Genomic DNA, 12,123 nt, shown 5'->3' with positions numbered 1-12,123 from the left:
CTCCGCTGCCGGCTTGGGCTACCGGTACCGTCTGCGATCCGGCAGCGGACAGCAGCTCATCCACTGATCCCGGCCATCGCCGCGAGGCGCCGGGCGAGCCGGGCGGTCGCTTCCCGCAGCTCCGGAGGCTCCAGCATCTCCGCCTCGAAGCCCAGCCCGGCCACCCGCGCGGCGAGCCAGTCCAGGTTGTCGCCGCCGACGACGAGCACGCACCACCCGTCGCGGTCGTCCTCGACGCGCCCCACCTGGGGTGGCACCAGCTCCCGCACCTGGTCGGGCCGGGCGTGCAGCCGCACCCGGGCGAGATACCGGTACGGCGCCTCGGTCACGGACCGCTGCACGTGGGCGACCGGGTCGGGGTGCTCCCTCGCCCGGAAGCGCCAGGTCGTCGCCACCACCTCGCGCATCCGGTCCAGCCGGAAGGTGCGCCAGTCCTCTCGGTCGACGTCCCAGGCCATCAGGTACCAGCGGCGGCCGGTGGTGACCATCCGCACCGGTTCGGCCGTGCGCTCGCGGTCCCCGCCGTCGCGGCCGGCATATCGGAACCGCACCCGCACGGCGTCGCGACAGGCCCGGGCGAGCGTCACCAGCAGCTCCCCGTCGATCTCGACCCCGGGGTCGACCAGGGTCTCGGTGGCGCCGTGCACCGCCCGCACCTCGGCGCGCAGCCGGGGCGGCATCACCTGGTCGAGCTTCGCGAGCGCCCGCAGCGCCGCCTCGCCCGCGCCGGCGACCGTGCCCCCGGCCGCCAGCCGCAGGGACACCGCCGTCGCGGTCGCCTCCTCGTCGTCGAGGAGCAGCGGCGGCAGCCGGGTGCCCGCGCCGAGCTGGTAGCCGCCGCCGACGCCCGCCGTCGCGTGCACGGGGTAGCCGAGCGCGCGCAGCCGCTCCACGTCGCGGCGCACCGAGCGGTCGGTGACCCCCAGCTCGGCGGCGAGCTCGGCGGCGGTCCAGGACGGCCGCCGCTGCAGCAGCGCCAGCAGCCGCAGCACCCGCTGGGTCGTCGCTTCTACGGTCACCCGCTCATCGTCCCACGGATCACGGAACGATCCTGTCCGCTATCTGCGTGAGGCTGGCACCATGACAAACCAGACCTGGAACGCCCTGCTCCGGGACCAGCTCGCCTGGCACTGGACCAACCAACTGCGTGAGCGCCTCGACGGACTCACCGACGACGAGTACTTCTGGGAGCCGGCGCCCGGCTGTTGGAGCGTGCGCCCGCACGGCAGCGGCGCCGCACCGGTGCAGGCCGGGTCCGGCGCGATGACCATCGACTTCGCGATGCCGCAGCCCGACCCGCCACCGTTCACGACGATCGCCTGGCGGCTCGGGCATGTGATCGTCGGCGTGCTCGCGGTACGCAACGCCGCGCACTTCGGTCGCGCGCCCACCGACTACCAGTCGTTCGAGTACGCCACGACCGCGGCCGCGGCGCTGGCCCAGCTCGACGCGGAGTACGCCACGTGGCTGGCCGGGGTCGAGTCCCTCGGCGAAGCCGGCCTCGCTCGCCCGTGCGGGGAGGCGGAGGGCCCGTACGCCGAGCGCCCCCTGGCAGCGCTGGTGCTGCACATCAACCGCGAGCTGATCCACCATCTGGCCGAGGTGTGTCTGCTTCGCGACCTCTACCAGCACACTCACGAAGAGACCCGACGAAAGGCGAACTGAGATGGCCCGCGACGTACAGATCACTTTTGACTGCGCCGACCCGGCCGGGTTGGCGGCGTTCTGGGCCGACGCCCTCGGCTACCGGGTGCAGGACCCGCCCAAGGGCTTCGAGTCGTGGGAGCAGGCCCTGGAGGCGATGGGCGTGCCGCCCGAGCGCCGCAACGACGCCTCGGCGGTGGTCGACCCCGAGGGCGCCGGACCGCGGCTGTTCTTCCAGCGGGTGCCGGAGCGCAAGCAGGTCAAGAACCGGGTGCACCTCGATGTGCGAGCCGCGCCCGGGCTCGAAGGCGAGGCGCGGATGGCGGCCCTGGAGGCGGAGGCCGAGCGGCTGGTCTCGCACGGCGCCACCCGGCTCGGGCGCCACGAGCCCGCTCCCCCACTCGGCGCCGGTCACATCGTGATGGCCGACCCGGAGGGCAACGAGTTCTGCCTCGACTGATCGGCCGCGCGACGGGGCCGGCGACATCAGCGCGATCCGGCCCGGGATGCCCAGGCCAGGGCAGGCAGCGCGGAGCCGACGCGGGCGGGCGTGCGAGAGTGTGGGCCGGGCGGAGGTCCAGCCGATCCCACCGCCTTTGACCAGGGAAGGCAGCCGCCGATGTTCAACACCGCACGCCTGCAGGTCGTCCTCGAGATCGCGCGGCACGGCACGATCGTCGCCGCGGCCGAGCAGCTGGGGCTGAGCCCGTCCGCGGTCTCCCACCAGCTCGCCACCCTGGAGCAGGAGGCCGGGGTGGCGCTGGTGGACCGGGGGCCGCGGAGCCTGCGGCTCACCGTCGCGGGCCAGCGCCTGGCGGACTACGCGCAGCAGATCGCCGATCTGATGTCGGCGGCCCGCGACGAGTTGTCCGCGCACGGGGAGGGCCGCCGGGGCCTGCTGCGGATCGGGTTCTTCGCCACCGCCGGCACGGAGCTGCTGCCGCGCGCGCTGTCGAGTTACACCCGGGACCATCCGCAGGTGGAGCTGGCGCTGATCCTGGGTCAGCCGCACGAGCTGCTGCCCCGCCTGCAGCAGGGTGAGCTGGACCTGGTGGTGGTCTTCGACCATCCGCTGAGTCCGGCGCAGGAGTTGCCGTACGCGAGGGTCGAGCCGCTGATGGTGGACCCGCAGCTGGTGGTGCTCCCGGCCGAGCATCCGCTCGCTGGCCGGCGGCGGCTGCAGCTGGGCGACCTTGCGGCCGAGCCGTGGATCACCACACTGGGCGTGCAGGGTGAGGTGTCGGTGCTGGAGCTGGCGGCGCGGGCCGAGGGGTTCGCGCCGCGGATCCGGTGCCGCAGCGATCACTACGAGGTGGTGCTGGGCCTGGTGCGGGCCGGGGTCGGGGTGGCGCTGGTGCCGTCGCTGGGTCTGCGTAACCCGGGTGGGGTGGCGGTGCGGCAGCTCGCCCACGCCAGCCTGCATCGGGAGATCGGGGTGGCGTTGCGCCCCGGCAATCCCAATCCGGTGGTCGGCAGGTTCGTCGAGCGGTTGACCGACGCGGCGGTGGAGCTGAGTCAGGAGCTGTCGGGGCGGTGGGGTCCGGCGAGCCGGTCGACGGCCGTGCCCCAGCGCCGTAGTTCGGCCAGGGCGGCCCGTTCGGCCCCGGGCTCGAACGCGGCGATCACGGCGTAGACGACGATGTGCCGGCCGGTCACGATGCCGGTGTCGGCGCGTACGCCGGTGTCGGTGCCGGTCTTGTTCTCCACCCGGACCCGGTCGCTCGACCACGGGTCGTGGCCGATCGAGTCGGCGACCATCGTGCGGTCGGTGTTCCCGGCGAGCCAGCCGCGCAGCAGCCGGCACGCCTGCGGGCCCTGCCAGGTCCCCGTCGCCACGTCGGTGAGGAAGGCGCAGAGCTCGCGGGCGGTGCCGCTGGCGAAGGTCTCCGGTACGCCCGGGCCGCGCTCGGCGCGGATCCGGTCGTGCACGGTGGTGTGCCGTAGCCCGGCGCGGTGGGCCAGCTGCCGCACGGCGTCCAGCGTCACCAGCCGCAGCAGGGCGTTGGTGGCGGCGTTGTCGCTGACGGCGGCGACTGCCGTGGCCAGGTCGGTGACCGTCCAGTGTTGGGGTGACAGCTGGCCGATCAGGCCGGTGCCGCCGACTTCCCGGTCGTCGTCGCGCAGCTCGACGGGCTGGGTCGGGCTGAGCGTGCCGGCGGCGAGCCGCCGGGCCACCTCGCCGAGGAGCAGCACCTTGCCGACGCTGGCCAGCGGCAGGACCAGGTCGGGGTCGGCCGAGAGGGGGTGGCCGTCGTCCAGCCGCCGCACCATCGCCCCGACCCGCACCGCCGGGCCGCCGCCGGCCGCGCTCACGGCTGCCCCTGCACAGCTCGATCCGGTACGGCCAGCACCCGGCCCGGTCGGGCGTCGGTGACCGTATCGCCGTCCACGACGACCTGGCCGCCGACCACCACGCACCGCACCCCGTGCGGCGGCGCCAGCGGGTCGTCGTAGGTGGCGCCGTCGGCGATCCGCTGCGGGTCGAGGACCACCAGGTCCGCGGTGTACCCGTCGGCGAGCAGCCCGCGGTCCGGTAGGCCGAAGCGGCGGGCGGGCATGGCCGTCATCTTGTGCACCGCCTCGGTCAGGTCCAGCAGTCCCACGTCGCGCACGTAGTGGCCGAGCACGCGGGCGAAGCTGCCCGCCCAGCGTGGGTGGGGGCGGCCCCCCTTCGGTACGCCGTCGGAGCACAGCATGGTCAGCGGGCTGGCCAGCACCCGGCGTACGTCGTCCTCGTGCATGGAGTGGCTGAGGATGGTGACGTCGCCGCGTTCGGCGGCGAGCAGGTCGCAGGCGTAGTCGACCGGGTCGACGCCGTGCGCGGCGGCCAGTTCGGCGATGGTCTGGCCCTGGGTGGCGGGGTTGTTCGGGGCGGACGCGACGCGGATCAGGTCCCAGCCGCCGTTGCCGACGGTGTTCTCCCAGCCGGGCACCCCGGCGACCAGGTCGTGGCGGATCCGGTCGCGGACCGCCGGTTCGGCTGCGGCGGCGAGCATCGCCGGTACCCCGTCGGCGATCAGCCACGGCGGCAGCATCGCGTGCAGGGCGGTGCTGCCGGCGGTGTAGGGGTAGACGTCGCAGGTGACGTCCAGCCCGTCGGTGCGGGCCCGCTCCAGTCGGGCGAGGGTGCGGACGGTGGCGCCCCAGGCCCGCCGCCCTGCCGTCTTGTGGTGCGAGACCTGCAGCGCCGACCCGGCGGCGGTGGCGATCTCGATCGCTTCCTCGAGGGCGGACTCGACCTGGGACATCTCGTCACGCAGGTGTGTCACGTACGGCTTGCCGTGCGCGGCCGCCACCCGGGCCAGGGCGATGACTTCGTCGGTGCGGGCGTTGACGCCCGGGGAGTAGATCAGCCCGGTGGACAGGCCGGCTGCGCCCGCGGCGAGCGCCTCGTCGAGCAGCTCGCACATCCGCCGGGTTTCCTCGGGCGTGGCGTGCCGCTGGGCGAAGCCGACCACCGCGGCGCGCAGCGTGCCGTGCCCGACGAGGGCGGCGAGATGGTTGCGCCGGGCCACGCCCTGCGCGCGGGTGAACTCGGCGAACGACGCGTACGCCGACGCGGGCGGGCCGAAGGTCGCGGCGATCAGCTCCCGCACGGGCCCGTCGCGGTCGGGCGGGATCGGGAAGGGGCTGATCCCGCAGTTGCCGCAGATCTCGGTGGTGACGCCTTGGCGCAGCGGCGCCTGCCGCAGCACCTCGCGCTGCTGGTCGTCGCCGGCGAGCAGGTCGGAGTGGGTGTGCACGTCGATGAAGCCCGGCGTGACGACCAGCCCGGTCGCGTCGACCACCTCGGCGGCGGTGGCGCGGCTGCCCGGTGGCAGCAGCACGATCCGCCCGTCCCGCGCGCCGACGTCGGCGGGTCGGCCCGGCGAGCCGGTGCCGTCGATCACGGTGCCGCCGGTGATCAGCAGGTCGAGCCGCGCCATCAGAGCACCTTCGACAGGAAGGCGCGGGTACGGTCGTGGCGCGGCGCGGCGAGCACCTCGCGGGGTGCCCCCTGTTCGACGATCAGACCCTCGTCCATGAAGATGAGGTGATCGCCGACCTCGCGGGCGAAGCCCATCTCGTGGGTCACCACGATCATGGTCATGCCGCTGGCCGCGAGGTCTTTCATCACCTCCAGCACCTCGCCGACCAGTTCCGGGTCGAGCGCCGAGGTCGGCTCGTCGAAGAGCATCAGCTTCGGCGACATGGCCAGCGAGCGGGCGATGGCCACCCGCTGCTGCTGCCCGCCGGAGAGCTGGGCCGGGTAGTGGTGGGCGCGGTCGGCCAACCCGACCCGGTCGAGCAGGTCGGCGGCGCGCCGTCGGGCGTCGGCCGACGGAACGCCCTTGACCGCGACCAGGCCCTCCATCACGTTCTCCAGGGCGGTGCGGTGCGGGAACAGGTGGAAGCGCTGGAAGACCATGCCGATCGACTCGCGCTGCCGGCGCAGTCGCGCGTCCGGCAGCGGCCGCAGCCGGACGCCGCGCTCCTCGTACCCGATCAGCTCGCCGTCGACGTAGACCCGGCCCGCCTGCGGTTCCTCGAGGTGGTTGAGGCAGCGCAGCAGGGTGGACTTGCCGGAGCCGGACGGGCCGACCACGCAGACCACCCGGCCGCGTTCGATGGTCAGGTCGATGCCGCGCAGCACCTCCAGGCGGCCGAAGCTCTTGCGCAGGGACCGGCACTGCACCATCGGCGGGGTCATCGCGTGCTCCCCGTGGGGCGCAGGTTGCGGGCGATCCGTCCCCGCAGGGTGCCCGGGGTGGTGGCGCCGAAGCCGCGGCTGAACCGGCGTTCCAGGAAGTACTGGCCGATGCTGGCGACGGTGGTCAGGACCAGGTACCAGATGGACGCGACGATCAGCAGGGCGATCACCTCGAAGTTGGTCAGGTAGAGCCGCTGGGCGACGGTGAGCAGGTCGGCGCCGGCGATGACCGAGACCAGCGAGGTGGTCTTCAGCATGGAGATGAACTGGTTGCCGGTCGGCGGGACGATGATCCGCATCGCCTGGGGCAGCACGACCCGCTTCATGATCTTCATGCGGGACATGCCCAACGCCGCGGCGGCCTCCTGCTGGCCGGGATCGACCGCGCGCAGACCGGCTCGAACGATCTCGCTCATGTAGGCGCCCTCGTTGATGCTGAGCCCGAGCAGCGCCGCCACGAAGCCGGTGACCAGGGTGTTGGTCTCCCAGGTCACCAGCTTCGGGCCGCCGAACGGCACGCCCAGCCCGATCTCGGGGAAGATCAGCGCGATGTTGAACCAGAAGATCAGCTGCACCAGCAGGGGCGTGCCGCGGAAGAACCAGACGTAGGCAATCGCGCCGCTGCGCAGGATGCGGCTGTCGGAGACCTGCATCAGCGCGACGGTGACGCCGAGCGCCACGCCGATCGCCATGGCGGCGACGGTGAGCTGGATGGTGACCCAGAGCCCGTCCAGGATGACCCGGTCGAGCTGGTACTTGACGACGATGTCCCAGTGCAGGTTCGGGTTGACCGCGATGGTCCAGGCCAGCCAGGCCAGGATCAGGGCGGTCGCCCCGGCGGCCAGCCAGCGCCCGGGCCGCAGCGGGTGACTGATCCGGTTCGCCTCCGGTGTCTCCGGGCCGGCGGGCGTGGCCTGGCCCGGGCCTGCGGCGGTCGCGTCCACCGGTGTGCTCACTTCTGGTCGTTGACCGTCGCGGCCTTGACGGCGCTGCCCTGCACGCCCCACTTCTCGAGCAGCGTGGTGTAGTCGCCCGAGTCGATCAGCTCCTGGAGCGCCTTGTGCACGGCGTCGCGCAGCTGGCTGTCCCTCTTGTCGATCGCGATGCCCCACGGGCCGGCCTCGTACTGGGCCTCCAGGACGTCGTACTTGCCGCTCTGCTGGGCCAGCATCTTGGCCACCGGGTAGTCGACGATGGTGGCCACGGCGCGTCCGGCGTCGATCTGCAGCAGGCCGGTCGGGGCGTCCTCGCTCTGCGAGATGGTCATCTTCTTGGCGCACGAGGTGTTCTGCTTCTCGCCGATGGCGAGGTTGGAGCTGCCCTTGGCGAGCACGACGGCCCGGCCGCACAGGTCCGCCAGGTCCTTCACCCCGGCCGGGTTGCCCTTGGCCACCATGATCGAGCCGCCGGCCTGGAAGTAGTCGACGAAGTCGACAGCCTTGCGGCGCTCCTCAGTGTCGCTCATCGAGGACATCGCCAGGTCCCAGCGGTCGGCCTGCAGGCCGGGGATCAGGCCGGGGAAGCTGGCGTTGGTCATCTCCAGTTTGAGGCCGAGCCGCCCGGCGATCGCCGTGGCCAGGTCCGGGTCGACGCCGGTGAGTTCCTGGGTCCCGTCCTTGTACATCTCCATCGGCGGGTAGCCCTCGGCGGTGGCGACCCGGAGGACGCCCTTCTCCTTGACGGCTGCGGGGACCAGGTCGGCGGCCTTGGCGTCGGCGGCGACCGAGGCGCCGCCAGCGCCCTGCGGGGTCTGACCGCTGGTCGAGCGTCCGCAGCCGGTGACGGCGAGCGAGAGTGTGGCGAGACCGACGACGATGCGCAGCGCACGCTTGCTGACCATCGGAAACCTCCTGGCTGAGACGACTGGCGGGACCCTATCCGGGATCAGCCAGCATGAACAGCCCGAATGCTTTGCAGGGTGAGCATCGTCATCTTCGATGCTCGGCGTTCGTAGCCCCCAGGGCGCCAAGCCGGCACCGATCATTGCCGAAGCGTTTCGGTATGTGCTTCGATCCTGGGCCAACAGCCGTCGGCCCGGATCAGCTCCCGGCAGACGCGCCAGAGGGCGGGCGAAGGCCGCCGTGCGGTTGGGCCGGAAGGGAGGCACCGTGACCGAGTACGCCGACCTGGTCATCACCGGCGCCGACGTCTACACCGTCGACGCCGCCCGCAGCTGGTCCGGCGCCGTCGCCGTACGCGGTGACCGGATCGTCGCGGTCGGCTCCGAGCCCGTGTCCGAGCTCGTCGGCCCGCGGACCAGGGTGATCGAGGCCGCGGGCGGCATGGTGCTGCCGGGCTTCCAGGACGCCCACATCCACGCGCCCTTCGCCGGGCGCAACCGGCTCCGGGTCTGGCTCAACGACCTCGCCGGCCGGCACGCGTACCTGGACCGGATCGCGCGCTACGCGGCCGACAACCCCGACCAGCCCTGGATCATCGGGGGCGGCTGGGCGATGGAGCACTTCCCCGGCGGCACCCCGCGCAAGGAAGACCTGGACGCGATCGTGCCGGACCGTCCGGTCTTCCTGTTCAACCGGGACGTGCACGGCGCCTGGGTCAACTCCACAGCCCTCGAGATCGCCGGCATCACCAGGGACACCCCGGATCCCGCCGACGGGCGGATCGAACGCGACCCGGCCACCGGTGAGCCGACCGGCACGCTGCACGAGGGCGCGGCGTACAGCTGCAACGACCGGCACGTGCCGCTGCCGGGGCGCGCGGAGTGGGAGGAGGCCATCCTCAACGCTCAGGAGCACCTGCACTCGTTGGGCATCACCGGATGGCAGGACGCCTGGGTGACGCCGGGCACCCTGGCGGCGTACCGGTCGCTCGCCGCGTCCGGCCGGCTCGCGGCCCGGGTCGTCGGCGCCCTGTGGTGGGACCGGCACCGCGGCCTCGACCAGATCCCCGAGTTCCTCACCCAACGGGAGTCCGCCACGGGTGGCAGCTTCCACCCGACCACGGTCAAGATCATGACCGACGGGGTGCTGGAGAACTACACCGGCGCGCTGCTCGAGCCGTACTGCGACGGCTGCGGCGGCCACACCGACAACCACGGCCTGGCGTACGTCGAGGCCGAACTGCTCGCCGCCGCGGTGACCGAACTGGACCGGCTCGACTTCCAGGTGCACCTGCACGCGATCGGCGACCGCGCCGTACGCAACGCCCTCGACGCCGTCGCGGCCGCCCGCACGGCCAACGGGCGCCGCGACAACCGGCACCACATCGCCCATCTGCAACTCGTCCACCCGCAGGACGTGCCGCGCTTCCGGCAGTTGGGGGTCACCGCGAACTGCCAGGCCTACTGGGCGCAGACAGAACCGCAGATGGAGGAGCTCACGGTGCCGTTCCTCGGCCGGGAGCGGGCGAACCTGCAGTACCCCTTCGGTGATCTGCTGCGCTCCGGCGCCACCCTGGCCATGGGCAGCGACTGGTCGGTGACGACGGCGAACCCGCTCGAGGAGATCGAGGTCGCCGTCACCCGGACCGACCCGCAGCACCGCGACAAAGCGCCGTTCCTCCCGGAGCAGGCGCTGCCGCTGTCCGTCGCCCTCGCGGCGTTCACCGCCGGCTCGGCGTACGTCAACCACGACGCCGACGGCGGCACGATCGAGGTCGGCAAGCGCGCGGACCTGGCCGTGCTCGACCGCAACCTGTTCGCCGCCGGCGCAGGGCTACCGGCCGACGCGCGCGTCACCCACACGATCGCCAACGGCGCCGTCGTCTACGAATCCGCATGAGGGCCGCGTTGAGGTCGGCCAGCAGCTCGTCGAAGACCAGGTCGTATTCGGTGACCCAGGCGTACGGGAAGGAATCCGGGTCATCCCGTTCGAGCAGGTACGTCTGCACCTCGGCCGGCGCCGTGCCGCCGAACTCGAAGTTCGGCGGCATGGTCGGAGCACCCGGCACGAAGACGCTGACGACCGGCTGCGCGGCGAACCGCAGCCCGGATGCCAGGTCAGCAGCCACTGATTTCCCAGAGCTTCAGATCTGTGGCGGTTACGACGAAAGGACGGGCCACGTGGTGGACCCTACCCGCGCCATACCTCGGGTGCCTCGGCCGCAGAGTGCGCCGGCTCGGCGTACGCGCGGACGGCGGCACGATCGCGGTCGGCAAGCACGCGGATCTGGCCCTGCTCGATCGCATCCTGTTCGCCGCCGGCGCGGGACTACCGGCCGACGCGCGTCACCCACACCTTCGCCGACGGCACCGTCGTCCACGAAGGCGGTTGTTGATCTCCACACTGGAGGCAAAAGTCCCATTTGAGCACGGCAGCGGGTTCGTGGGCTTCTGCCATCTGTCGGAAAAAGATGGATGGAGCTCCACCGCCTGTAGGAAACCTTCATTTTCGTTGGCAAAGTTGCATCTTTTCATTGCATCGTCGAGGGCGCGCACGCCAAGATCGCCGAAAGGCAGAGGTGGTCCGCTCCCCCGAGCCTCCCCGGTGCTCAGCTGCGCCTCGCTCGGTGGACAGTGGATCCACGAGAGGAGTACGCGTGCAGGTACACAAGGTCTCGACGATCCTCCGATCCCGAAGCGCGCTGGCCGCCGCCGTGACGGCCGCGCTGGCCGGTTCGATCCTCACCGCCCCACCCGTCTCCGCCGCCGCTCCAGAGGGACCCGGGCAGGGCAGCTGCAAGATCGCCGACAGCCCCTCCTGGTCGGGCTGGAGCAACCACCAGCAGGTGGGCGAGCAGCTCGCGCAGATCGAGCGCACCAGCGGCGGCCGGGTGGACGTCGACGTGGTCGGGCGCACCCAGCAGGGCCGGGAGCTGTATGCGGCCCGGGTGGGCACCGGCGACAAGGTGCTGCTGGTCACCAGCGCGATCCACGGCAACGAGCGGACCGGCACGGAGGCGCTGCTCGCGATCCTCAAGCGCCTGGGCAGCAGCGGTGACGCACAGACCCGGAAGATCCTCAGCGAGATCACGTTCGTCGCGATGCCCATGGTCAACCCCGACGGTGGCGAGCTCAACCGCCGGATGAACGTGCGGTCCTGGGACGAGACGCTGGCGGAGTTCCCGCAGCTGGCCGGGGCGCCGCGCGCCTGGTACCACCGGCTCAGTGGAGACGGCGTCGACCTGCCCGGCTACGACCTCAACCGCGACTTCAACCCCGACCTCAACTACGTGCCGCGCCCCGCCGACCTGCCGGGCCGCGACACCGACGCCGGATTCTTCCTCTCCCCCGAGTCGCGCGCCATCCGCGACGTCTACGTCGGACTGCGGGCGGAGAAGGGCGCGGTCGACGCGTACGTCGACCTGCACCACATGGGACCGTGCGACCGGCTCACCGGCGGTACGCAGGACGGCAACCTCATCTCCGTCTCGCTCGACTACCCGCCGCTCGGGGTGCAGGACGGCGCCAAGTACAAGGCGGCGTGGCCGGCGCTCGACCAGGACAAGTCCCGCCGCTACGCCCTCACCGTCGCCAACGGCATGCTGGCGCAGTACGGCGACCAGTCCAAGCTCGCGGCCGTGGGCCGGTACTTCCACCCGGACGCGCGGGAGTACGCGGGTCAGGGCCGGTCGGCGTTCGCCCTCAACGGCACCGGCACGGTGCTGTTCGAGGTCCGCGGCCAGCAGGACGACCTGGGCCAGAAGCAGCACGGCATGCTCGTGAAGAGCGTGCAGACCGGCGTGGAGTCGCTGCTCGGTGGCCTGGCTGACGGCACCGTCGACCGGGTCGACGGCGACGACTTCTTCGACCTGCCCGACTATGGCTGGGACACCACGAACGACTGACGATCGACGAGGCAGCCGCGGGGACATCCTGTTCCCGCGGCTGC

At 72.3% G+C, this 12,123-nt stretch carries 12 protein-coding genes; 5 read left to right on the top strand and 7 right to left on the bottom strand.

Translation table 11 applies throughout. The annotated features are described in order from the left end of the window. Positions 1-56: 56 nt before the first annotated feature. Complete coding sequence (locus ACFYM6_RS30750) at positions 57-1,019, bottom strand: helix-turn-helix transcriptional regulator (RefSeq protein ID WP_387280969.1); 963 nt, start codon at positions 1,017-1,019, stop codon at positions 57-59. Between the two features lie 61 nt (positions 1,020-1,080). Between ACFYM6_RS30750 and ACFYM6_RS30745 the strand changes: the two genes are divergently transcribed. The 3 genes from ACFYM6_RS30745 (at position 1,081) to ACFYM6_RS30735 (ending at position 3,277) form a co-directional block, all read left to right on the top strand. Beyond that, positions 1,081-1,665, top strand: a complete 585-nt coding sequence (locus ACFYM6_RS30745) for a DinB family protein (protein WP_387280968.1) — start codon at positions 1,081-1,083, stop codon at positions 1,663-1,665. Between the two features lies 1 nt (position 1,666). Next, the gene (locus ACFYM6_RS30740) at positions 1,667-2,104 is read left to right on the top strand and encodes a VOC family protein (protein ID WP_387280967.1); all 438 of its coding nucleotides are present in this window, start codon (positions 1,667-1,669) and stop codon (positions 2,102-2,104) included. Positions 2,105-2,263: 159 nt separating this feature from the next. Then, complete coding sequence (locus ACFYM6_RS30735) at positions 2,264-3,277, top strand: LysR family transcriptional regulator (RefSeq protein ID WP_387280966.1); 1,014 nt, start codon at positions 2,264-2,266, stop codon at positions 3,275-3,277. Here the strand turns inward: ACFYM6_RS30735 and ACFYM6_RS30730 are convergent. The 5 genes from ACFYM6_RS30730 to ACFYM6_RS30710 are packed head-to-tail and all read right to left on the bottom strand — an operon-like array spanning position 3,160 to position 8,174. Continuing rightward, positions 3,160-3,957 carry a serine hydrolase gene (locus ACFYM6_RS30730; protein WP_387280964.1) on the bottom strand — a complete coding sequence of 266 codons (798 nt, stop codon included), beginning with the start codon at positions 3,955-3,957 and terminating at the stop codon, positions 3,160-3,162. The two genes, ACFYM6_RS30735 and ACFYM6_RS30730, sit on opposite strands and share 118 nt — an antisense overlap. Further along, a complete protein-coding gene (locus ACFYM6_RS30725; RefSeq protein WP_387280963.1) occupies positions 3,954-5,570 on the bottom strand; it encodes an amidohydrolase family protein in 1,617 nt (538 codons plus the stop codon). Before ACFYM6_RS30725 ends, ACFYM6_RS30730 begins: the two co-directional genes overlap by 4 nt. Next, positions 5,570-6,334 (bottom strand): amino acid ABC transporter ATP-binding protein, encoded by a 765-nt coding sequence (locus ACFYM6_RS30720; RefSeq protein WP_387280962.1) that lies wholly within the window; start codon positions 6,332-6,334, stop codon positions 5,570-5,572. The genes ACFYM6_RS30725 and ACFYM6_RS30720 overlap by 1 nt, the downstream gene beginning before the upstream one ends. Next, entirely contained in the window at positions 6,331-7,290 is a 960-nt protein-coding gene (locus ACFYM6_RS30715; RefSeq protein WP_387280961.1) for an amino acid ABC transporter permease, read from the bottom strand. Before ACFYM6_RS30715 ends, ACFYM6_RS30720 begins: the two co-directional genes overlap by 4 nt. Beyond that, on the bottom strand, positions 7,287-8,174 hold the full coding sequence (locus tag ACFYM6_RS30710) for an ABC transporter substrate-binding protein (protein ID WP_387280960.1): 888 nt from the start codon (positions 8,172-8,174) through the stop codon (positions 7,287-7,289). Before ACFYM6_RS30710 ends, ACFYM6_RS30715 begins: the two co-directional genes overlap by 4 nt. A 268-nt stretch (positions 8,175-8,442) precedes the next feature. Between ACFYM6_RS30710 and ACFYM6_RS30705 the strand changes: the two genes are divergently transcribed. Next, a complete protein-coding gene (locus tag ACFYM6_RS30705) occupies positions 8,443-10,074 on the top strand; it encodes an amidohydrolase (protein WP_387280958.1) in 1,632 nt (543 codons plus the stop codon). On the opposite strand, the gene ACFYM6_RS30700 is transcribed toward ACFYM6_RS30705, so the two are convergent. Beyond that, positions 10,028-10,303: a hypothetical protein gene (locus ACFYM6_RS30700; RefSeq protein WP_387280957.1), complete on the bottom strand. Its 276-nt coding sequence runs from the start codon at positions 10,301-10,303 to the stop codon at positions 10,028-10,030. The two genes, ACFYM6_RS30705 and ACFYM6_RS30700, sit on opposite strands and share 47 nt — an antisense overlap. A gap of 528 nt (positions 10,304-10,831) precedes the next feature. On the opposite strand from ACFYM6_RS30700, the gene ACFYM6_RS30695 reads away from it, so the two are divergent. Further along, positions 10,832-12,079, top strand: a complete 1,248-nt coding sequence (locus ACFYM6_RS30695) for a M14 family zinc carboxypeptidase (RefSeq protein ID WP_387280956.1) — start codon at positions 10,832-10,834, stop codon at positions 12,077-12,079. Positions 12,080-12,123: the final 44 nt, after the last annotated feature.

This window comes from Micromonospora sp. NPDC006431, assembly GCF_042870725.1.
Classification (GTDB): domain Bacteria; phylum Actinomycetota; class Actinomycetes; order Mycobacteriales; family Micromonosporaceae; genus Micromonospora.
This window is presented reverse-complemented; position numbering and strand designations above follow the sequence as displayed.

What these genes read in the sequence shown, in the direction of transcription:
- ACFYM6_RS30735 (WP_387280966.1), top strand. Translation starts at nt 2,264, where the DNA reads ATGTTCAACACCGCACGCCTGCAGGTCGTCCTCGAGATCGCGCGGCAC.
- ACFYM6_RS30725 (WP_387280963.1), bottom strand. Translation starts at nt 5,570, where the DNA reads ATGGCGCGGCTCGACCTGCTGATCACCGGCGGCACCGTGATCGACGGC.
- ACFYM6_RS30745 (WP_387280968.1), top strand. Translation starts at nt 1,081, where the DNA reads ATGACAAACCAGACCTGGAACGCCCTGCTCCGGGACCAGCTCGCCTGG.
- ACFYM6_RS30740 (WP_387280967.1), top strand. Translation starts at nt 1,667, where the DNA reads ATGGCCCGCGACGTACAGATCACTTTTGACTGCGCCGACCCGGCCGGG.
- ACFYM6_RS30720 (WP_387280962.1), bottom strand. Translation starts at nt 6,334, where the DNA reads ATGACCCCGCCGATGGTGCAGTGCCGGTCCCTGCGCAAGAGCTTCGGC.
- ACFYM6_RS30710 (WP_387280960.1), bottom strand. Translation starts at nt 8,174, where the DNA reads ATGGTCAGCAAGCGTGCGCTGCGCATCGTCGTCGGTCTCGCCACACTC.